We start from the raw sequence: 24,303 nt of genomic DNA on the forward strand, positions 1-24,303 counted from the left end.
AAATAGGTTTCTTTTTTTTATTACTGATTTAATTGCCATTTTTTTGCTCTAACTTTTTAATAATCCCTTTCAATTCTTTCATTTTCAACTCCCTACCCACAAACAATTTATTCATACGTTCTAATTGATTATTCTTTAAACGGACTTCTTCTGTTCTAACTTCAATTAGTTCTTCTAGGTTATTTCTATGTTTTTCTAATTCTGCTTCGGCATTTTTCTTTTCTGTTATATCTAAAACAGTTAACAAAACATGACCTTCATTATTTAACTGGAGCGACTGTAAAGAGATTAATATATATAGTTCTCTTCCTGAATCCATTAAATATTTTAATTCCATATTGGACACATATCCTTTTTCACCAAAAGCACTCCATAGCTTGTTTTCATTTTCTAAATTGTCTGGACTATCTAGGTTAAACAATCTTATTTCTTGAGCCGTTCTCCCTAACATGTTTTCCCTTTCTAATCCAACAATGTGCGCCAATGCTTCGTTTACTTCAACAATCTTTTTTTCTTTATTAAGTATCGCTTTTCCAATAACCTTAGATTCAAAAGCTTTTGCAAATTTTTCTTCATTTTCTTTTAATGCTATTTCTGCTTTTTCTTTATCTGTAATATCGACTACAGCAATCAATGCGTGAGTTTCTCCTGCAACTTCAAGCTCTTCAATAGAAATAGAAAGACTTATTTTTTTTCCACTTATTAAAGTTCTAGTCATGATTTCATCTCTTAAAAAACCATTTTTAGAAAGTTTTTTTTCTAACCTATCTTTTTGTTCATGATATGCAGAATCCATAACTTCTATTTTAGATTCTATAAAAGATTTACCAATTAAATCCTCTCGAGTACTTTCAAAAATATTAGCCATAGCCTCATTAACATCAATCCTAACATGATCTCTATTAACAATAGAATATCCTATTATATTAGATTGAAACACTTTAGAGAACTTATCTTCATTCTCCTTAATATTTTTTTCATACTCAACTCTTTCTGTCACATCCTGAACCAGCGATAACACGGTTTCTACCTGACCGTCTGGAGATTGTAAAACTGAATTATTCCATTGACAATAAATAACTTTTCCTTTTTTAGTGTTATTACGATTAACAATTTTATTGTTTTTAACTATTCCTTTCATTAATTGATGAGAGATAACCTCTGTGGATTCATAATCTTCTTCAAAAACGAGATTTAAATCACTAAAATGCTTTCCTACAACTTCCTGTTCTTTCCAACCAAATATTTTTTCGGCTTGTATTGACCAACTACGAATAATCAAATTATGATCCCATTCTATTACCGCTAAAGGAGAATTACTTAGATGCGTGGTAAGACGTTGATGTGCTTTTCGGATTTCTTCATCTGCTTTTTTACTTTCTGTAACATCTAATATTAAAGATAAAACTGTTTCTACCTGGCCGTCTGAAGATTGCAACACAGAATTATACCATTGGCAGTAAATAACTTTTCCTGCTTTTGTATTATTACGATTAATAATTTTGTTACGTTTAACCTTACCACTCCTTAATTCACTCGCGATAACATCAGTATCAGGAATATCTTCTTCATAAACTAAGTTTAAGTCGACCAATTGTTTGCCTATGGCTTCAGATTCTTTCCAACCAAATATTTTTTCGGCTTGTGTGGACCATTTAGAAACAAAAAAATCCTTATCCCACTCTACTATAGCTAGTGGAGAATTATTTAAATGTGTAGTAAGACGTTGATGTGCCATTCGGATTTCTTCATCTATTTTTTTACGCTCTGTTATATCTCTAATAATTCCTATTAAATATATATTACCTGCAACATCTATAAATCTTGTTTTTTTTGTTGAAATTATTCTTGATTCTTTTCCTGCTATGGTTAAAGTTTCCTCGCTAACATTTTCTATTCCTGTTTCTATAACCTGCTTATCTACTTTTAAAAATAGTTCTCTTTCCTCTTCAGTAACACTTTCGGCTAAAGTTTTACCTAATGCAGCTTCTCTTTTTATATTGAAAACAGAACAAAATGCATCATTAACCAATAGTATTCTACTTTGATCATCTTTAACAAAAACAGGATCACCTATATTATTTAAAATACTATTTAAATACTTTTCACTTTTAATAATTTGTCCTTCTGCCTTTTTACGATTTGTAATATCGATAATCGTTCCTATATAACCATACAAATCATTATTAGCATCATACAGCCCTGTAGCTTTAGCTGAAAGCCATTTTACCTCTCCTTTTCTATCTAAAAATCTAAGATCTGTTCTATATTCTGTTTCTCCAACAATAGACTTTTCCCATATACCAAGAACTCTTTCTTTATCTTCTGGATGTATCGCATTAGACCAACCAAAGCCTAAAGCTTCTTTAAAAGGTATTCCTGAATAATTTATCCATTCTTGATTTACATAATTACAGACTCCATCTTTGTCTGTTTGAAAAATACCAACAGGCGCATTAGAAGCTAGTCCTCTAAATAATTTTTCGCTATTTATTAACTTTTCTTCGGCTTCTTTTCGCTCTGTAACATCTACAATTGTTCCTATATAACCATACAATTCGTTATTATGATTATATAAGCTTGTGGTTTTTGCTGAAACCCATTTTGTATTACCTTTTTTACTTAATAATCTAAAATCTGAAATTAAATCTCCCCCACTAAAAACAGCTTGTTCCCACTCTCTCAAAACCCTATCTTTATCTTCTGGATGAAGAGCTTTAGACCAACCTATACCTAAAGATTCCTCATAAGTTAGCTCTGAATACTTCATCCACTCACCATTAACATAATTACAAGCACCATCTTTATCTGTTTGATAGATTCCAACAGGTGCATTAGATGTTAATCGCTTGAATAACTTCTCGCTATTTTTTAATTTTTGTTCTGCCTTTTTCTTCTCAGTAACATCAATAGCCATTCCTATATAGCCATATAAATTGTTCTGTGCATCATAGATCCCTACTGTTTTAACAGTTACCCATACTACCTGATTATCTTTATGCAAAAACCTAAAATCTGTTTCCAGTTCGCTTTCTCCAGATGACACATATGCTTCCCATTCTTTAAGTATTCTTTCTACATCATCAGGATGAATAGCATCTGCCCAACCAGGCCCCATAGCTTCTTCATAAGATAATCCTGCATAACGCAACCATCTTTCATTTACATAATTACAAGAACCGTGAGTATCTGTTTGATATATTCCGGCTGGAGCTTTAGAAGTTAATCGCTTAAACAACTGCTCGCTATTTATTAATTTTTCTTCGGCCTCTTTACGCGCACTAACATCTTTAGCAACAACACCTAATGCTATTGGTTTCTCTTTTAACTTATCTTTAATTAAGAAACCAGACATTTCGATAGGAATTAAACTTCCTGTTTTAAAGTTTTTAAAGTTTGTTTCTCCTTTCCAGCCATTAGCATTAAAAATACTAGGCATGTGTTCGTTTTCTATTCTATGATGATATTCTTCTGGAAAAAAAGCAGAAATAGAATCTGGCATTTTTTCATCAGAGCCAAGTCCCATCAATTTTCTACCATTATCATTTAAATAAAGCGGTTCTCCATCTAATGTTGCTAAGCCAATAAAATCCTCATTAGTTTCTATTAACGACAACAACATTTGATTGTTTGTATCTACTTTTTTCTGTTTTGTTATATCTGTATAATAAATTGTCAATCCATCTGGAGACGGGTAAATTCTATTCTCAAACCATTTATCTAATGGCTCATAATAATCATCAAAATACACCGTTTCTTGCGTTTCAACTGCCTTGTGGTAAGCTTTGTAAAAAGAACGTCCTACACCTTCTGGAAATTCGGTCCAAATATGTTTTCCAAGTAATGTTTCTGGAGACCTCCCTAAAAGCTCTGCTGCTTTCTTATTAATATACGTATAACGCCAATTAGTATCTAGAGATATAAAACCACCAGAAATATTATTTAAAGAAGTTTCTAATTGAGAAGTTAAATTTTTCTCCAACTCTTGTTTTTCAGTCTTTAGTTGAGAATACTCTTTTTCATACCTCAATATGGAAAAAACATCTCGTTCTTGGTTAGCAATAAAAGAAGCACTTTTTTTCTCTCGATCTATATACTTTAAATATAAATACAAAATAAAAGAAAACACTAGTGCTGCAAAAAACTTCCCTACAATATTGCCTGCTAACAAATTATAGAAACGCGCATCGCCTAAATAGAGTGTTATATTAAAGACAAAAGCATCAAAAACAAAAACAGTTAAAAGTGAAAGAAAAAGTATAATAAAGAAATACTTTTTACTAATTATTGAAATAAAAAACTGATAGATTATTACCAACCATAAAAAATCTAACAACAACAATATACTACCCGTAATAAAATACTTATCATCTATTAAAAAAGCAAATGTGGACTCTATTTCACCCACATTTTGCGTGTGCGTAAGACCAAACAATGCAGACAAAAGTAGATTTGAAATGATAATCCCCAAAATAAGTGCTCTTGCACTAGAAACTCCTTCTTTGATATAAATAAGTAAGACCGCAAACAAAAGACAACTAAAGATAATAATAGAAGAAGGATAAATTGTGAGATCATCTAAAATGGTAAAACTTACCATTGTCCCTGTTAACGCTTGCAAATACCTAACTGCTCCCAAAAAAAGATAAAGAGGCGCTAAACCTAGCACATTTCTAAATTTAAATAATAAAAGTATACTGGAAGATATGAGTAAAAACTCAAGAATTATTATAGTATAAATACCCATAAAATGAATTGGTTAAGCTAGGAACTTTAAAAATACACTTTTTACTTTAAAAACCAAAAATTATAAGCAACTTAAGAAACCTAAAAAGAACTGAATTACAGCAGATTAAAATAAAAAAGATAATCACTAAACCTAAATCGTCTTTTTTTTTAAGTATCTTATATTTTTGCCAAATATTTATCTCTAATAATATCGCTTACAGGCTTATCTTCTATTTTACTTTCTAACCAAGAAATAATATCTAAATATAAAAAGGCACGACGCTCGTAGGGATGCTCTTCGTATGTTTTTAAGGTATCCCTTAAACTTCTGAATGCATTTTTTAAGTCTTGAGGATAGATATCTTGTAAACCTTTAATAAATTTTATCATCTCTTTTTGAACCTCATGAAGGTCATTCATCTTAATTAAAAATTTATAAGTACTTCTAAGTAAAGTCTCTAAATGATAATCTAAACCTGCCTCATAATGCGCAACTAAATTTAAAACTCTAGAAAAGCACAATAAATCTTCTCGCATAGAAAGGGATTTATTAGAAATAATTTTATCTAAATACCTTATACACTCTTTATTATTACCAACACCAAAATGCAAACTAGCAAACTTGTAATAAAACACCATTGTATGATGCTCGTCTATCCTATTTTCGAATTGAATTAAATCTGATTCTATCTTAGGAATTAATGCCAATCCGTCTTGAAAACTACCGTCGATAAAATGCTTATTAATATCATGAAAATTAAGATATAAAAAAGTTAACGACTGTACATTTTCATCTTTCGGAAAATTAGAATCTTCAATTTGAGCTTTAAATTTCGAAAGTGTTTCTATAAACTTAGGCTTATTATTAACATAGAAAATAGACTCTAATAAATAATTACTTCCTTTTAAAAAAAATACAGGATTCAAGTGCACCATATCAGGATACTGACTAAACAAGCCTACCCACTTAGAAGCATACTTATAACAATTTAAAAAATCTTGCATTAAAAAACTATACCATAAATGGGCTTTATAAAACCATAATTTCTCCCTAAAACCTACTTTAGAAATTTCAAAATCCGGCAATCTATCATAAAAATACTGCGTTACTTCGTTACTCTCTTGTTCATTTTTTACGTAACCTGTTTTTAAGATAATACCATACAACTGCAGAGACAGATTAGACAGCTTACTTGTAATAACATTTAACTCGCTTAATTCTTTTGCTTGAATAGTAAGCTCATCTGCCCTAGTACTAATACTTCTTGTTATGTATTGTGCTTCAATAATTTTTTCTAGTTCTACTATTTCGAAAGCTAAATTTTTTTCTTCATTTACAATCGCAACATCTTTTGCCTTATCTAAAATTTTTAAACTCTGCTTATAAAGTCCTTTATGATATAAAATTGAAGCAAAATCTAACTGCTCTCTAATTTGCAACCTAATATTTTGATGAGACGGATTCAACTTTAAGCTAATAAGAATCTGCTTATACAAATGCGCTTTTACATTTGCTAATTGCTGTTTTTTAATTTGTGTAGACTTTAATATAGAAACTTCATCATAGTTTTTAGACTTATCTAAAACTGTAAATAAGTTTAAAAATTTAGAATCGGAATTCACACCCAATCGTCCAACATACAATTTAAATTGTCGTTTTTCAGACTTATTCAAAGACTTAACTAAGGCGAATAAATTATCTTTTTGATCTTTAGTCATCAACTAATAGTTGTTTTAAATAATTGATTATCAGTGTTTTACGCTCTATTTTAAAGATTGAACATCGTAACACTATAAATTGTGATTACTAGTAACGAATAACCAAAGTATAAATTAGTCTTTCAATAGAAAAATAAAACACTCTTAAATGTCAAATAATAACATACAAATTTTCGACACAACGCTTCGTGATGGAGAACAAGTTCCAGGCTGTAAACTAAATACTGAACAAAAAGTAATTATTGCAGCACAATTAGATTTATTAGGAGTAGACGTAATAGAAGCTGGATTTCCAGTATCTAGTCCCGGAGACTTTAAATCTGTTGAAGCGATTTCTAAAATAGTAAAAAACGCAACCGTTTGTGGTTTAACACGAGCTGTAGAAAATGATATAAAAGTGGCTTCGGAAGCACTAAAATATGCTAAAAAACCAAGAATACACACAGGTATTGGGACTTCAGATTCTCATATTCTTCATAAATTCAAATCAAACAGAGAAGCAATTATCGAACGTGCTTTTGAAGCCGTAAAATATGCAAAGTCTTTTGTAGAAGATGTAGAGTTTTACGCAGAAGATGCCGGACGTACAGAAAACGAATATCTTGCAAGAGTTTGCGAAGCTGCAATAAAAGCCGGAGCAACAGTATTAAATATCCCAGATACAACAGGCTACTGCTTACCAAGCGAATATGGCGCAAAAATAAAATACTTAAAAGAAAATGTAAAAGGCATTGAAAAAGCTATTTTATCTTGCCATTGTCATAACGATTTAGGTCTTGCAACCGCAAATTCTATTGAAGGTGTAATACATGGAGCAAGACAAATAGAATGTACTATTAATGGTATTGGAGAGCGCGCTGGAAACACAGCCTTAGAAGAAGTTGTTATGGTGCTTAAACAACATCCTTACCTTAATTTAGATACAAACATTAAAACCGAAATGCTTTACGGCATAAGTCAGCTTGTTTCAGATAGTATGGGCATTTACACGCAACCTAACAAAGCAATTGTTGGTGCAAATGCTTTTGCCCACAGTTCTGGAATTCACCAAGATGGTGTAATTAAAAACCGTGAAACTTACGAAATTATAAACCCTAAAGATGTTGGTGTAACAGAATCTGCTATTGTTTTAACAGCAAGAAGTGGTCGTGCTGCTTTAGCTTACAGAGCTAAAAATGTTGGTTACGAATTAACCAAACTACAATTAGACGATGTTTACGCTAATTTTTTAAGCTTTGCAGACAAAAAGAAACAAGTAGAAGATGAAGATATTCATCAAATTATTGAAACTAGCAGTCTATACAGACAGATAATTTCAGCATAAATTTATAATAGGCATTTTGCTTCTTCAAACCAGAAAACACTTATTTGAAGAAGCAAAATGCTAATTGATTTTTAATACATGACAAATAAAAAAACATTATTCGATAAGGTCTGGGACGCACACGTGGTCGATAGCATAGAAAACGGTCCACAGATTCTTTATATAGATAAACACTTAATACACGAAGTAACAAGTCCGCAAGCTTTTAATGAATTAGAAGCTCGCGGAATTGCTGTTTTTAGACCAAACCAAATTGTAGCAACTGCAGATCACAACACACCAACAGAAAATCAGCATTTACCAATTAAAGATTTACAGTCTAAAAATCAATTAGAGCAACTCTCTACAAATTGCAAAAAAAACAATATTACACTATACGAACTTGGTCATAAATACAATGGCATTGTACACGTTATGGCTCCAGAACTAGGTTTCACACAACCAGGAATGACAATGGTTTGTGGAGATAGCCACACCTCTACCCATGGTGCTTTTGGCACCATCGCTTTTGGTATTGGCACTAGCCAAGTAGCACAGGTTTTTGCAAGTCAATGTTTACTACTTACAAAACCAAAAAGTTTAAGAGTTACCGTTAACGGAAAACTTAAAAATGGCGTACTACCTAAAGATGTTATTCTTTACATTATATCAAAGTTAGGCACCAATTCTGGTACTGGTTATTTTTGCGAATATGCTGGAGATGTTTTCGAAAACATGACCATGGAAGGTAGAATGACGGTTTGCAATATGAGTATAGAAATGGGCGCTCGTGGCGGCATGATTGCTCCGGACCAAACAACATTTAATTATGTTAAAGGACGCGAATACGCACCAAAAGGAGAGGCTTTCGATAAAAAAGTAGACTATTGGAAAACATTACCAACAGACGAAGGTGCTATTTTTGATAAAGAATACACTTTTGATGCTGAAGACATTGAACCTATGATTACCTACGGAACAAATCCAGGTATGGGAATTAAAATATCAGAAAACATCCCGAACAGCAAAGACGCTTCATTTGTAAAGTCTTTAGAATACATGAATTTTGAAGCTGGTGAAAGCTTAATCAACAAGCAAATAAACTATGTATTTATTGGTAGTTGCACCAATTCTAGAATCGAAGATTTTAGAGTAGCAGCCAAATATATAGAAGGCAAACAAAAAGCAGACAATGTAACTGCATGGTTGGTTCCTGGAAGTAAGCAAGTAGAAATACAAATTATAGACGAAGGCTTAAAAGATATTTTTGATGCTGCTGGATTTGAGTTAAGACAACCTGGTTGCTCTGCTTGTTTAGCAATGAACGACGACAAAATACCGCAAGGCGAGTATTGCGTATCGACTTCGAATAGAAATTTTGAAGGCAGACAAGGTCAAGGTTCTAGAACCATTTTAGCAAGCCCTTTAGTTGCAGCTGCAACAGCAATTGCTGGAAAAATAGTAGATCTAACAGAAAATATTGAAACATTAGAATTCGCATAGCATGGAAAAATTTACAACATTAACATCGAGAGCAATACCATTAGATATTGCAAATGTAGATACAGACCAAATTATTCCTGCGCGCTTTTTAAAAGCGACAGATAAAAAAGGTTTTGGCGACAATGTTTTTAGAGATTGGCGTTACAATAAAGATGGGTCGGAGAATTCGGAATTTTCTTTAAATAACACAGATTATTCTGGAAGCATATTAGTAGCTGGAGACAATTTTGGTTGCGGCTCTAGTCGTGAGCATGCTGCATGGGCTTTAGTTGGCTATGGTTTTAAAGTAATTGTATCTAGCTTTTTTGCAGATATTTTTAAAGGAAATGCTTTAAATAACGGTTTATTACCTGTACAGGTTAGTCCAGATTTTTTAAGCGAATTACTAAATACCATAAAAAATAATCCCGATACAAAAATTATTATTAACTTAGAATTACAAACTATTTCTGTAGGTGATAAATCTGAAACATTCGACATCGATCCATACAAAAAAACATGTATGATTAATGGTTACGACGACATCGATTACTTACTTAGTAAAAAGACAGAAATTGAAGCATTCGAAAATGCAAATGGTTAATTAGTGCGTTAAGGATAGAACGGCATGTTTGAGCTCCTTGAAAAGAGCGAGTAGTGAAAGCCTAACCTTTAGGGAACGCCCAAAAAATAACAAAAACAAAAATTTCCTCTTTACATGGAAATGAACAAAATAAATTTTCTATGAAATTAAATATTGCAGTTTTACCAGGAGATGGCATTGGCCCAGAAGTAACCAAACAAGCGATTAAAGTTTTAAAAGCTATTGCTTTAGAATTCGACCATACCTTTTTATTTAAAGAAGCTTTGGTTGGTGCAGTTGCTATAGACGAACATAATAACCCTTTACCAGATAAGACTTTAGAACTTTGCAAATCGAGTGATGCTATTTTATTTGGAGCTATTGGACATCCAAAATACGATAACGACCCAAGTGCAAAAGTAAGACCAGAACAAGGCTTGCTTAAGCTTAGAAAAGAACTAGGTTTATACGCGAATGTTAGACCCGTAAAAGCATACGATACACTGCTTGATAAGTCGCCTCTAAAAAGAGAAATTATTGAAGGTACAGATATTAGTATTTATAGAGAATTAACTGGTGGCATCTATTTTGGTGAAAAAAAACTGAGTGAAGATGGAAACACAGCTTCAGATTTATGCGAATATTCGCGTGAAGAAATTGAACGTATTGCACATTTAGCTTTTAAAGCTGCACAAAGCAGAAGCAAAAAAGTAACCTTGGTTGATAAAGCCAATGTTTTAGAAACATCACGTTTATGGAGAAGAGTTGTTACTGAATTAGCAAAGCAATATCCAGATGTAACTTTAGACTTTTTATTTGTTGACAATGCAGCTATGCAAATGATTTTAAACCCAAAACAGTTTGATGTTATTTTAACCGAAAACTTATTTGGAGATATAATTAGTGACGAAGCTAGTGTTATCGGTGGATCTATTGGTTTATTAGCTTCTGCTTCGGTTGGAGATAAATATGCAATGTTCGAGCCTATTCATGGATCTTACCCACAAGCAACCGGAAAAGGTATTGCAAATCCTGTAGCTTCTATTTTAAGCGCCGCAATGCTGTTGGAACATTTTGATTTACATGATGAAGCAGATTTAATTAAAGAAGCTGTAGAAAAAGCTTTAAAACTAAATGTCACTACACCAGATTTAAATACTATTTACGATAACATTTCCACTAATAAAGTTGGCGATTTTATAGCAGATTTTATTAGCCACCCTAAAGATTCGAACCATAATTTTACAAACATTCACTTAGGACAATCCACTATAATTTAATGCCTATACAACCTAAACTTACACGATTTAATCAAAACGTTTTGTCGAAGTATCAAATATACAACAGTATATTCATGACACTTCCTTTCGATGCTATTACAAAAACAGGAGCTCTTTTACCGCTTTTTCATGAGACTTGTGAGAAAGGATTTTCTAAACAAGACAACCCAACAACTATTGTTGAAACGTTTTTTAAAAAATATCAATCTAGTCGCTCTCCAGAGAGTCAGACTAATTTATTATTTAAATTTATTCAATATATAGAACGCCAAGTTGTATTGTTTGATGCTATTGAAGATGCCGCTTTTCCATTAGTTAATAATATGGATGGTATTGGAACATTACGTAGCCTAAAAGAAAGTGCAACTGCCGAAAACAAACTTGAAACACTTAAAGCATATTTAGAAGAGTTTAAAGTTCGTATTGTACTAACCGCACATCCTACACAGTTTTACCCAGGTTCTGTTTTGGGTATTATTACAGATTTAACCGAAGCTATTCGTGAAAACGATTTACTAAAAATAAACGATCTTTTAGCACAACTAGGAAAAACACCATTCTTTAAACATGAAAAACCTACACCTTACGACGAGGCTGTGAGTTTAATATGGTATTTGGAGAATGTGTTCTACAAATCTTTTGGATCTATTTACGATTACATTCAGCAAAATATTTTCGACGGAGCACATATTGATAATGATATTATTAATATTGGCTTTTGGCCAGGAGGAGACAGAGATGGAAATCCATTTGTAACTCCAGAAATAACATTAAAAGTTGCTAATAGATTACGCGAAACAGTTATTAAAAATTATTATCGCGATGTAAGACGTTTAAAAAGAAAACTATCTTTTCAAGGTGTCGACGAACGCGTGGCTAACTTAGAGCGTGAGCTTTATAAAATGATTACGAATCAAGAATCTAATTTAACTTTAGACTCATTTACTTCAGAATTAAAGGAAATAAAAGAAATCATTATAGATAAACACCAGTCGCTATATGTAACTGAAGTGAATAGCTTATTAAACAAAGTTCATCTTTTCGGATTTCATTTTGCTAATCTAGATATTCGTCAAGACAGCAGAAAGCATGAACAGTATTTTAACGATATGGTAAACACCCTAATTGAAAGCGGTAGCACTATATTCCCAAAAAACTATCATGATTTACCAGAAAATGAACAGGTACAAATTCTATCTAAAGTTGAAGGTGAAGTTGATTTGTCTTTAATTAAAGATGAAGAAACCCTAAAAGCTTTAAATACAATGAAAGTTATAAAAACCATTCAAAACACGAATGGTGAAGTAGCTGCTAACCGTTATATTATTAGCAATAACCAAACAACACTGCATGTTATGCAGTTGTTTGCTATGCTAAAACTAGTTGCTTTTCAAGACAAATTAACTGTTGATGTTGGACCTTTATTCGAAACCATTACCGATTTAGAGAATGCGCCTCAAGTTATGGAAGAGCTATATACTAATCCAGAATATGCTGCCCACCTAAAATCGAGAGGAAACAAGCAAACTATTATGCTTGGTTTTAGTGACGGAACTAAGGATGGTGGTTATTTAATGGCTAATTGGGCAATCTATAAAGCAAAAGAAAACCTAACTACAATCTCAAGACAATACGGTATTACTGTTATTTTCTTTGATGGTCGTGGCGGACCTCCTGCACGTGGCGGTGGAAAAACTCATAATTTCTACGCCTCTCTTGGACCAACAATTGAAGACAAAGAAGTACAATTAACAATACAGGGACAAACAATTAGTTCTAATTTTGGAACTTTAGATTCATCTCAATACAACTTAGAACAATTAATTAGTTCTGGAATTTACAATAGTTTAAGTGATAAAGATTTGAGCATGCTTCCTGAAAACAGAGCAGTAATGACAGATTTATCCGAGCGTAGTTATAAAGCTTACTCTGCATTTAAAGCACATCCTAAATTTATTTCGTACTTAGAACACATGAGTACTTTAAAATATTATGCAAAAACTAATATTGGAAGTCGCCCATCTAAACGTGGAAAAGCAGAAGGCTTAGTATTCGAAGATTTAAGAGCCATACCATTTGTTGGCTCTTGGAGTCAGTTAAAACAAAATGTACCAGGATTTTTTGGAGTAGGTACTGCACTTAAACATTATGAAGATACTAATACGTTTGATAAAGTTCAGAAATTATTTAAAACCTCAGATTTCTTTAAAACTCTTATTGAAAACAGTATGATGTCTTTATCTAAATCGTTTTTCGATTTAACAAAATACATGAGTGAAGATGAAGAATACGGTGGCTTTTGGAATGTTATTTATGAAGAATACAAAACCTCAAAACGTTTACTTTTAAAACTTACTGGATACACAGAACTTATGCAAGAAGAACCTGCAGGAAGCGCATCTATTGCAGTTAGAGAATCTATTGTTTTACCATTACTAACCATACAACAATATGCTTTAAAGAAAATCCAGGAACTTGAAAAAGCACCAGTTAGAGACGAAGCACAGATTGCTATTTATGAAAAACTAGTTACACGTTCACTATTCGGGAATATTAATGCGAGTAGAAATTCTGCATAGCACACTTATTTAATACATTACTATTAAGGCTTGCCAAATTTAAATTGGCAAGCCTTTTTTTTATAACAGAATTCAAGAAAATTATAAACATAAAAAAACCTCGAAGCTAGACGACTCCGAGGTTTTAATCAATAAAACTAACTAAACATTAATGCTCATTCAATCTAAAGTCTGGATAAGCATCCATACCATGTTCATGAACATCAAGACCTTCTAATTCTTCTTTTTCAGAAACTCTAATTCCTACTACTTTCTTCAGCGTAAATATTATAGCAAATGAAGTCGCTATACAGAAAACAGCATAAGATGCAACACCTATAAGCTGACTTACAAATTGTGCTCCGCTTGCTAAGGCTCCAAAAATACCTACTGCTAATGTTCCCCAAATTCCACATACCAAGTGTACAGCTATTGCACCAACTGGATCGTCTAATTTTAATTTATCAATTAAAGAAACAGCAAAAACAATAATAGCTCCTGCTATAGCCCCAATTAAAATAGCATCTGTTGGACTCATTTGGTCTGCTCCTGCAGTAATACCAACTAATCCTCCTAAAATACCATTTAAGAACATAGTTAAATCTAAGTTTTTATATTTCAAAAATGTAACCAATGCCGCAACCACACCTCCTGCAGCTGCTGCAAGACATGTTGTTACTAATGTTATTGATGTTAATTCTGGATCTGCAGATAATACAGAACCACCATTAAATCCAAACCAACCTAACCATAATATAATAACTCCAGCAGTTGCTAAAGGAATATTATGTCCCGGTATAGCTTGAGGCTTTCCATTTTTGTATTTACCAATTCTTGATCCTAATAAACAAACAGCAACTAATGCTGCCCATCCACCTACAGAATGCACTAATGTTGAACCTGCGAAATCGTAAAAAGGAGTTTCTAAACTATCTAAAAACCCACCTCCCCATTTCCATGAACCAGCAATTGGATAAACAAATCCTACGTAAATAATTGTAAAAACCAAGAAAGGTCCAATTTTCATACGTTCGGCAACAGCCCCAGAAACAATAGTTGCTGCGGTTGCTGCAAACATTCCTTGAAATAAGAAATCTGTCCAATATGTATAACCCTCATTATATGCTAAGTCTAATATTGCTTTTCCTGTTTCTGGATCTATAACCGTTGGAGATTCTAAACCAAATCCAGCAAAGCCAATAAACCCATTAAATTCACCAGGATACATTAAATTAAAACCAACTAAACAGTAAAGCAACAGACCTACTGTAATGATAAATATATTTTTAAATAAAATGTTTAATGTGTTTTTTTGTCGTGTTAACCCTATTTCTAAAAATGCAAATCCTAAATGCATAAAGAAAACGAGCGCTGTACAGATCATCATCCATACATTGTTTATTGTAAGTAATTCCATGTTGTTTTTTATTTTAAAGTGCTTCCTCCTTTTTCACCTGTTCGTATTCTATAAACCTGATCTATTTGTGAGACAAAAATCTTCCCATCTCCTACTTCACCTGTAGAACCTGCCTCCAGAATCGCCTTAATAGTTACTGACTCAAAATCATCATTCACAACAATAGATAAATAACGTCTTTGAATATCGCTTGTACTATAAGAGACACCTCTATAAACATGACCTTCTTTTTCATTCCCTAATCCGGTAACATCCCAATACGAGAAGAAATTAACACCAACTTCGTGTAGTGCTTCTTTTACTGCAGAAAATTTAGATTTTCTGATAATTGCTTCAACTTTTTTCATAATTAGTTTTAGTTAAAATTTATATATAGCAGCAACAAGGAAAGATGCTAAACTTTCTGTTGGCAAACCATCCGCATCGTAAAACGGTGTATTATCCGACCAAGAATCAAAACGAATTTCTGGTTTAATTGTTAAATCATCTACAACATAGCTTCCTGTTAATGTTACATCAAAAACACTTGGCAAATCATCTCCTTCACCATGTAAAGCAAAATACTCACCTCTTAACCCAAGAGAAAAAGCATCATTTAAACTATACTGAGGATATAGTGCAGCTCCATAAAAACCAGAACCATCATTATCTTGATATGCTGCATTAATACCTAAAAACATTTCATCAGAAACATCAAACCCGCCAGTAAAGTCTACTTCAAAACCTAATACAACTCCTGAATCGTAATACACATTTAAGTATTGATCTGAATAACCCAATTGTGCTCCAAAGGCATAATCACCTGTTATGTTATTATTTGTATCTGTAGCATTCATTGCAGACAACATCAATGAAAAATCCTCAGACAATTCAAAATCAGCTTTAAGCCCTACATGAGAAAATGGCCCACTTGCAAATAAATAAGAAGTACTATAATTAAAATTACCTACTGGAGAGATTACCTCATAACCCAAAAACGTATTAAAACGCCCTAAAGTTAATTTTGTTTTTTCTGAGACATTCCAATATGCATAAAGCTGATTTACATAAAGCACATCTGACCCAACAGCCTGTTCGCCTCGAGGTCCAAATACCAAATCGGCAACAGCTCCTACATTTTCAGACTCGTAAGACCCAATAACATTTGCCATTCCTAATGCAAATCCTGTTTGGTTAGCGAATGAAGCAGGTGATTGTGCTATAGTATCTGTAGCTGTTAAATTTGTTCTAAAATAAGTATCCACACTTCCTTCAAAAGAGAATTTCTTCACTGCTTTCTCCTCTGCATCTTGAGCAAAACCGATTGATGTTATTAACAACACAATTATTAGCGTAATTTTCTTCATAATAAACTTGTTTTTTTAGTTAATAAAAACCTAAATCTATACAAAATGACAATACACCCTATAAAAAATAAGGGCAAAAAGTTAATTTTTATGATATTACATATTTACACCCTAATATTTTTAGGGTTGAATTATTTTTTAATCTTTTATTGATGATTTGATAATTTAAAATTTAACTGATTATCAGTTTTTTAGCATAATTGATATGCTATTTTTAATAAATACCGATTTACGCAAACGTTTTCGCAACAAAACAACTGATACACTTAAAAACAACACCTTAGAGTATTATGTAATTAGACACGAAATAATTATTAAATTTTCAATTAGGACACCCTTAATTAACGATATCGGAAAAGTGATTCCTACTTTTTTTATATTGGATAATAGCTTCTATATTAGAGATATAATAAGGCATTAAAAACCTTTAAATTTTACTAGTTATGCTTAAGAAACAAGGACTTTATTTACCAGAATTTGAACACGATAATTGTGGCGCAGGATTTATATGTAGCTTAACTGGAAAACGATCCAATGACATTATACATAAAGCGCTTGAAATATTAGTAAAATTAGAACATCGAGGCGCTGTAAGTTCAGACGGAGTAACCGGCGATGGCGCAGGTATATTAATTGATATTCCGCATAAATTCTTTAAGATTTTTTGTGAGTTTGATTTACCTGAAGCTGGAGAATACGCAGTTAGTAATGTATTTCTTCCTAAAAAAGAAAACCAACGTCAATATTGTATTGATGTTTTTGAAAAAGAAATCCAAAATCAAGGCCTTAAATTAATTGGATGGAGAGACGTACCAGTTAATAGTACTGTTTTAGGTGAAATTGCAAAAGTAACAGAACCTTTTGTAAAGCAAATTTTTATCGGAAAGGCTAGCGATACCCAAACCGAAAGAGAATTCAACATAAAATTATATGCTGCACGAAAAATTGCAGAACACACTATATATGACTCTAAATTATCAGAATCACAATTCTTCTACCTACCAAGTCTATCTACTAAAATCATAATATTTAAAGGCTTATTAATGCCGGAACATATTAACGAATATTACTTAGACCTATTTAACTCGGCTTTAGACACAAGATTAGCATTAGTACACCAACGTTTTTCTACCAACACATTTCCAACTTGGGATTTAGCACAGCCTTTTAGATATATCTGTCATAACGGAGAAATAAACACCGTTAGAGGTAATGTATCACGCATGTTTTCTCGTGAAGAAATCATGGAAAGCCCATTATTTGGAGATGATATTAAAAAGATAATCCCTACTATTTTAAGAGGGAAATCAGATTCTGCAACCCTAGACATGGTTGTGGAATTACTATTAATGACGGGACGTTCGCTTCCAGAAGCAATGATGATGTTAGTGCCCGAAGCTTGGGAAAAAAACCCACACATGTCGGATTCTAAAAAAGCGTTTTACGAATACAACTCCTGCTTAATGGAACCTTGGGACGGACCGGCTTCAATCCCATTTACAGACGGTAATTTTATAGGTGCTGTTTTAGATAGAAATGGATTACGTCCTTCAAGATATACCGTAACAAAACAAGGAAACGTTATTATGTCTTCCGAAACTGGAGTTGTAGACATTGCTCCAGAAAACATAGAATTCCATGGTCGTTTAGAACCAGGAAAAATGTTTTTAGTAAACATGAGCGAAGGTCGTATTGTTAATGATGAAGAAATCAAAGAAGAAATAGCAGCCAAACATCCTTACAGACAATGGTTAAACGAAAATTTAGTCCATCTTAAAGATATTGAAGCTAAGGAAGGCCATATTAAATATGATGAAATTGATCTTAAAAAACGTGAAGTTGTTTTTGGCTATACAGAAGAAGATTTAAATACTATTATTCGTCCGATGGCACAATTAGGGAAAGAACCTATTGGATCCATGGGAAGCGATACGCCAATTGCTATTTTATCAGAAAGACCACAATTAATTTATAACTACTTCAAACAGTTATTTGCTCAAGTTACCAATCCGCCTTTAGACGGAATTAGAGAAGAGTTAATTACAGATATAAGCTTAACACTTGGTAGTGACGTCAATATATTTGATATCAATGCCGAACATTGTAAAAAATTAAAAATTCAGAACCCGGTTATTTCTAAACACGATTTAGATAAGATTAGAGATTATGATACTAATCCTGATTTTAAAGTCGAATCTATTTCGATGTTATACGAAGTAAATCGTGGATTAAATGAACTTGAAGTCGCACTTGAAAACTTAGTCACTAAAGCTTCTAAAGCTATTGACGAAGGTGCAAACATCATTATTTTATCCGATCGATTTGTAGACGAAAATCACGCACCAATTCCTGCGCTTTTAGCCTGCTCTTACGTCAATCACGCCTTACACAAATTAAAAAAACGTTCTAGAATCAGTTTAATTATTGAGTCTGCAGAACCTCGTGAAGTACACCATTTTGCTTTATTATTTGGTTATGGCGCAAGTGCTGTAAACCCATACATTGTAAATGAAATTGTTCAACAACAAATCAACAATGCAGATCTTACAGATTTAGAATATTTAGCTGCCATTAAAAACTACAATAAAGCAGTTGGAAAAGGGATTTTAAAGGTGATGAACAAAATTGGGATTTCAACCTTAAACTCGTACCGTGGCTCTCAATTATTTGAATGTATCGGAATTAAAACCTCGACAGTCGAAAAATACTTCCCAAATACACCAACACGTATTCAAGGTATTGGCCTAAGAGAAATTGAACAAGAAATTGTTAAACGTCACAAAAGGGCTTTTCATAAAAATACAGAACCACAAATTGAAGTTGGTGGAGATTACAGATGGAGACGTGGACAAGAAAAACACATGTTTAATCCACTAACAGTTGCCAAACTTCAAGAATCGGTAAGAACCAATAAAGCATCTACATTTAAGGAGTTTTCAGACTTAGTAAACGATCAATCTAAAAGCTTAATGACTATTAGAGGTTTGTTTGAGTTTGATCAATTTGACCCCATTCCTTTAGAGGAAGTAGAACCTTGGACAGAAATTGTAAAACGTTTTAAAACCGGAGCCATGTCTTATGGTTCTATTAGTAAAGAAGCACACGAAAATCTTGCGGTTGCCATGAATAGAATTGGAGGGAAATCTAATTCTGGTGAAGGTGGAGAAGATCAAGAACGTTTCTACAAAAGCTCACAAGGAGACTGGAGAAACTCAGCAATCAAACAAGTCGCTTCAGGACGTTTTGGAGTCACTTCAAACTACTTAACAAGCGCAAGCGAAATTCAAATAAAAATAGCACAAGGTGCAAAACCAGGAGAAGGTGGACAATTACCTGGACCAAAAGTGAATCCAGAAATTGCAAAAACAAGAAATTCAACGCCCTATGTAGGATTAATTTCACCACCACCACATCACGATATTTATTCGATTGAAGATTTATCTCAATTAATTTACGATGTAAAATCAGCAAATAGAGAAGCTAGAATTAATGTAAAACTAGTATCAGAAATTGGTGTTGGTACAGTAGCAGCAGGAGTTGCTAAAGCAAAAGCAGACGTTATTTTAATTGCTGGTTTTGATGGAGGAACAGGAGCAACGCCTTTAACTTCACAAAAACATACTGGTTTACCTTGGGAACTTGGTGTTGCAGAAGCACAGCAAACCTTAGTGATGAATGACCTTAGAAATCGTGTAGTTTTAGAATGTGACGGACAATTAAAAACAGGTCGCGATGTTGCTATTGCTTGCTTACTTGGCGCAGAAGAATTCGGTTTTGCAACAGCACCTTTAGTAGCTTCGGGATGTATTATGATGCGTGTGTGTCATTTAAACACCTGCCCAGTTGGAATTGCTACTCAAAACCCTGACTTACGTAAAAAGTTTAAAGGAAAACCAGAACACGTTGTTAACTACATGTATTTTGTAGCACAAGAATTACGTGAGATTATGGCTAAATTAGGATTTAGAACTATTAACGAAATGGTTGGACAATCTCAAAAACTAAACAGAAACAAAGCCATAGACCATTATAAATCTTCAGGAATTGACTTAACACCAATCTTACACAAAGTAGAAGTCGCAGAAGATGTACAACTATACAACACGTATTGTCAAGACCATAACTTGAATGTGCACTTAGATTTTAAAATCATAAAACAAGCACATCAAGCTTTATTTAGAAGACAAAAAACAAACTTAGCTATGCCTATCACAAATATAGATAGAGCAGTTGGAGCAGTTATAAGTAACGAAATTTCGAAAATTTACGGAGCAGATGGCCTACCTGAAGACACTATAGATATTGATTTTACAGGTTCTGCAGGACAAAGTTTTGGAGCCTTTGCAACCAAAGGTTTAAAATTTACCGTGCACGGAAACACAAATGATTATTTAGGTAAAGGGTTATCCGGAGCTAAATTAATTATTAAAGTGCCAGAAAAATGCACCATTATTCCGGAAGACAATATCATTACAGGAAACGTAACACTGTATGGCGCAACCTCTGGAGAAGTTTATATAAATGGTAAAGCTGGAGAGCGTTTTTGTGTTAGAAATTCAGGAGCACAAGCAGTAGTCGAAGGTATTGGAGACCATGGTTGTGAGTATATGACTGGTGGAGTTGCTGTTATTCTTGGTACTGTAGGTCGAAACTTTGGAGCAGGAATGAGCGGAGGAGTTGCTTATGTTTTAGACGACAAAGGAACGTTTAAACAGAATTGCAATTCGGAAGATCTAAATATCGATCCAATTGAAAACGAAGCAGATAGTCTTCAGCTAAAACAATTAATCGAAAATCATTTTGAAGCAACAGGAAGCCCATTAGCAGCACGTATTTTAAAAGACTGGAACAACTACCTTCCTAAGTTTAAAAAAGTGTTACCAGAAGAGTACAGACAAGCCTTAGTGAGATTAGAACAAGAACAACTAGAATTAGCGTAAATTATGGGAAAGATAACAGGATTTTTAGAGTTTAAGCGTGAGAACGAAAGTTATATAGCGCCAGAAAAACGCATAGAGAATTACAAAGAATTTACGGTTCCGCTACCAGAAGATCACCTAGAAAATCAAGGTGCTCGTTGTATGGATTGCGGAATTCCGTTTTGCCATAGTGGTTGTCCGCTTGGGAATTTAATTCCAGATTTTAATGATAAAGTTTATAAAGGAAAATGGAAAGAAGCTGCTGAAATTTTACACAAAACTAACAACTTCCCAGAGTTTACAGGACGCTTATGTCCAGCACCTTGCGAAGAAGCTTGTGTACTTGGTATTAACGAAGACCCAGTAACCATAGAAAATATTGAAAAAAACATAGTAGAAACCGCCTTTCAAGAAGGTTGGATTGTAGCACAACCACCAAAAGTAAGAACCGAAAAAACAGTTGCTGTTATTGGTTCTGGCCCTGCTGGATTAGCTGCCGCACAACAATTAAATCGCGCAGGACATACCGTTACTGTTTTTGAACGTGACGAAAAAGTGGGTGGTTTATTACGTTATGGCATTCCAGATTTTAAAATGGAAAAAACCGTAATTGACAGACGTGTTGCTGTTTTAGAAGAAGAAGGTATTATTTTTAATACCAATGCACATGTTGGTAAAAACATAGACGCCAACCAGCTTAAAGACGACTTTGATGCTGTTGTTTTATGTGGTGGCGCAACCGTAAGAAGAAGCATTCCTATACCTGGAGCGGATTTAAAAGGGGTAACGCAAGCGATGGATTTCTTAAAACTAAACAACCAATACGTGGATGGTTTAGTCGATTTTAAAGACGTTATTTCTGCTAAAGGAAAAGACATTATCGTAATTGGTGGTGGAGATACAGGAAGTGATTGTATTGGAACGTCTAATCGTCATGGCGCAACCTCTGTGACTAATTTTGAAATTTTAAGCAAACCTTCTGAAGGTCGTCCTGCAAATCAACCTTGGCCTTATTGGCCTATGAAGTTAAAAACAACTTCGTCGCACCAAGAAGGAGTCGAGCGTTTTTTCAGCATTTCAACTAAAGCGTTTATTGGCGATAAAAAGGGAAACTTAACAGGCTTAAAAACGGTTGAAGTAGAATGGATTTTTACACCAGGTGAAAGACCTCAACTTAAAGAGGTTCCAAATACCGAAAAAGAATGGAAATGCGACATCGCATTATTAGCACTTGGTTTTACAGGCGCTGAAAAAACACTAGCAGACCAATTTGGCTTAAAAATGGATTTTAGAAGTAATATTGAAGCAACAATAAAAGATTACAAAACAAATATCCCTGGCGTTTTTGCAGCTGGAGATATGCGTCGCGGACAATCGTTGATTGTTTGGGCTATTTCAGAAGGTAGACAAGCAGCACATCATATTGACACCTATTTAATGGGAGAATCCTGTTTACCTTTAAAGGATGACAGTGATTTACCTCGGGTTTAATACATGGAAAGACCATTAATCTAAAAAAAATATTTGATACAATTAGAGAGATTACTTCGTTCCTCGCAATGACACACAACACGTCATTGCGAGGAGGCACGACGAAGTAATCTGTTTAATAAAAGCAAGAAAACTCTTTAAAACAAAAATTTTACAAAAATTAGAGAGATTGCTTCGTTCCTCGCAATGACGCAATTAACACTACTCTGGATACTTCCCTCTAATCCCATCCAAACACAAATTACCAATACTACCAACATGCGTGTGTTTTTTAGAGGTATCTGGTACATAAGTTCCACTTTCCACTTCTCCTCCAATTTTTTGATACGCTTCTCTAAAAGGCATACCTCCCACAACCAATGTATTAATATTATCTACTGTAAATAAGTATTGATATTTAGCATCATTCAAATCAATATCTTTTACAATGACTTGCTGAATGGCGTAATTAAAAATATCTAATAAGTCTTTTACATCTTCAATAGCTGCAATTATATTTTCCTTTAATAACTGAAAATCCCTATGGTAACCACTTGGTAAATTATTAGTAATTAACACCATTTCAGTATGCAAAGCCTGAATCTTATTGGCCTTTCCACGGATTAATTCAAACACATCTGGATTCTTTTTATGTGGCATAATACTGCTTCCCGTCGTTAACTCATCCGGAAAGGCAATAAAGCCGAAATTCTGACTATTATACACGCAAATATCCATTGCAAAACGCGCTAAAGTATTACATACACTTCCTAAAGCTAAAGCGATTGTTCGTTCGCTTTTTCCTCTACTCATTTGCGCAGCAACAACGTTGTATTTTAAAGTTGAAAACTTTAATTCTTTTGTGGTTAATTCTCGATCAATAGGAAACGAACTTCCATAACCCGCTGCAGAACCTAACGGATTTTGATCTACGGTTTTCAAGGCTGCATTTAGCAAGTATACATCATCAATTAAAACCTCAGCATAAGCAGAAAACCACAATCCAAAAGAAGATGGCATAGCCACTTGTAAATGGGTATAACCAGGAAGCAAAGCGTCTTTATGCGTTTCCGCCAAACCTAAAAGGGTCTCAAAAAACGTTTTTGTTTTCTGATTAATTTCTTTTAAATTCTCTTTGTAGTACAATTGTAATGCAACTAAAACTTGATCGTTTCTAGAACGTGCGGTATGGATTTTCTTTCCAACATCACCTAAAGTTTTAGTCAGCTCATATTCAATTTTAGAATGCACATCTTCAAAGGATTCTTCAATAACAAAGGTTCCGTTTTCTATAGTTTCCGCAATAGCGTGTAAACCATTTTTAAGCTGTTGCAATTCTTCCGAAGAAATAATGCCAATAGACTCTAACATTATTGCATGTGCTAAAGATGCTTGCACATCGTACTTAGCAATATGCATATCAATTTCTCTATCGTTTCCAACGGTAAATTGTTCTATTTTTTTATCGATACTTATTCCTTTGTCCCAGAGTTTCATA

Annotated in this window: 13 protein-coding genes; 7 read left to right on the forward strand and 6 right to left on the reverse strand. The window is 33.4% G+C overall.

Annotated elements, in window-relative coordinates; all coding sequences use genetic code 11:
• Positions 1-28: 28 nt before the first annotated feature.
• Positions 29-4,747: a PAS domain S-box protein gene (locus Q0935_RS07950; RefSeq protein ID WP_367275019.1), complete on the reverse strand. Its 4,719-nt coding sequence runs from the start codon at positions 4,745-4,747 to the stop codon at positions 29-31.
• Between the two features lie 158 nt (positions 4,748-4,905).
• Positions 4,906-6,447 (reverse strand): hypothetical protein, encoded by a 1,542-nt coding sequence (locus tag Q0935_RS07955; RefSeq protein ID WP_299250830.1) that lies wholly within the window; start codon positions 6,445-6,447, stop codon positions 4,906-4,908.
• Positions 6,448-6,595: 148 nt separating this feature from the next.
• On the opposite strand from Q0935_RS07955, the gene Q0935_RS07960 reads away from it, so the two are divergent.
• The 5 genes from Q0935_RS07960 to Q0935_RS07980 all read left to right on the forward strand — a co-directional run bounded on the left by Q0935_RS07960 (position 6,596) and on the right by Q0935_RS07980 (position 13,674).
• Entirely contained in the window at positions 6,596-7,771 is a 1,176-nt protein-coding gene (locus tag Q0935_RS07960; protein ID WP_299250827.1) for a 2-isopropylmalate synthase, read from the forward strand.
• A gap of 78 nt (positions 7,772-7,849) precedes the next feature.
• Positions 7,850-9,253 (forward strand): 3-isopropylmalate dehydratase large subunit, encoded by a 1,404-nt coding sequence (gene leuC / locus Q0935_RS07965; protein ID WP_299384304.1) that lies wholly within the window; start codon positions 7,850-7,852, stop codon positions 9,251-9,253.
• 1 nt (position 9,254) lies between these two features.
• Entirely contained in the window at positions 9,255-9,836 is a 582-nt protein-coding gene (gene leuD / locus Q0935_RS07970) for a 3-isopropylmalate dehydratase small subunit (RefSeq protein ID WP_299384307.1), read from the forward strand.
• Positions 9,837-9,976: 140 nt separating this feature from the next.
• Positions 9,977-11,095 carry a 3-isopropylmalate dehydrogenase gene (gene leuB, locus Q0935_RS07975; RefSeq protein WP_299384311.1) on the forward strand — a complete coding sequence of 373 codons (1,119 nt, stop codon included), beginning with the start codon at positions 9,977-9,979 and terminating at the stop codon, positions 11,093-11,095.
• Complete coding sequence (locus Q0935_RS07980; protein WP_299384315.1) at positions 11,095-13,674, forward strand: phosphoenolpyruvate carboxylase; 2,580 nt, start codon at positions 11,095-11,097, stop codon at positions 13,672-13,674. Before leuB ends, Q0935_RS07980 begins: the two co-directional genes overlap by 1 nt.
• Before the next feature lie 148 nt (positions 13,675-13,822).
• Here Q0935_RS07980 and Q0935_RS07985 read toward each other — a convergent pair whose 3' ends face one another.
• Genes Q0935_RS07985 through Q0935_RS07995 form a run of 3 tightly spaced genes read right to left on the reverse strand, consistent with a single transcriptional unit; the run spans position 13,823 to position 16,416 of the window.
• Positions 13,823-15,070 carry an ammonium transporter gene (locus Q0935_RS07985; RefSeq protein ID WP_299250817.1) on the reverse strand — a complete coding sequence of 416 codons (1,248 nt, stop codon included), beginning with the start codon at positions 15,068-15,070 and terminating at the stop codon, positions 13,823-13,825.
• A gap of 8 nt (positions 15,071-15,078) precedes the next feature.
• The gene (locus Q0935_RS07990) at positions 15,079-15,417 is read right to left on the reverse strand and encodes a P-II family nitrogen regulator (RefSeq protein ID WP_299250815.1); all 339 of its coding nucleotides are present in this window, start codon (positions 15,415-15,417) and stop codon (positions 15,079-15,081) included.
• A 12-nt stretch (positions 15,418-15,429) separates the two neighbouring features.
• Positions 15,430-16,416, reverse strand: a complete 987-nt coding sequence (locus Q0935_RS07995) for an outer membrane beta-barrel protein (RefSeq protein ID WP_299384318.1) — start codon at positions 16,414-16,416, stop codon at positions 15,430-15,432.
• Positions 16,417-16,859: 443 nt separating this feature from the next.
• Here Q0935_RS07995 and gltB point away from each other — a divergent pair, with 443 nt between their 5' ends.
• Both gltB and Q0935_RS08005 read left to right on the forward strand, forming a co-directional pair.
• Entirely contained in the window at positions 16,860-21,356 is a 4,497-nt protein-coding gene (gene gltB / locus Q0935_RS08000) for a glutamate synthase large subunit (RefSeq protein ID WP_299384321.1), read from the forward strand.
• A 3-nt stretch (positions 21,357-21,359) separates the two neighbouring features.
• Positions 21,360-22,826: a glutamate synthase subunit beta gene (locus tag Q0935_RS08005; RefSeq protein ID WP_299384324.1), complete on the forward strand. Its 1,467-nt coding sequence runs from the start codon at positions 21,360-21,362 to the stop codon at positions 22,824-22,826.
• A gap of 201 nt (positions 22,827-23,027) precedes the next feature.
• Here the strand turns inward: Q0935_RS08005 and argH are convergent, their stop codons facing one another.
• A complete protein-coding gene (gene argH / locus Q0935_RS08010; RefSeq protein ID WP_299384326.1) occupies positions 23,028-24,302 on the reverse strand; it encodes an argininosuccinate lyase in 1,275 nt (424 codons plus the stop codon).
• Between the last annotated feature and the right edge of the window lies 1 nt (position 24,303).

Origin of the sequence: uncultured Lacinutrix sp. (assembly GCF_947500605.1) — a bacterium.
Lineage (GTDB): Bacteria > Bacteroidota > Bacteroidia > Flavobacteriales > Flavobacteriaceae > Lacinutrix.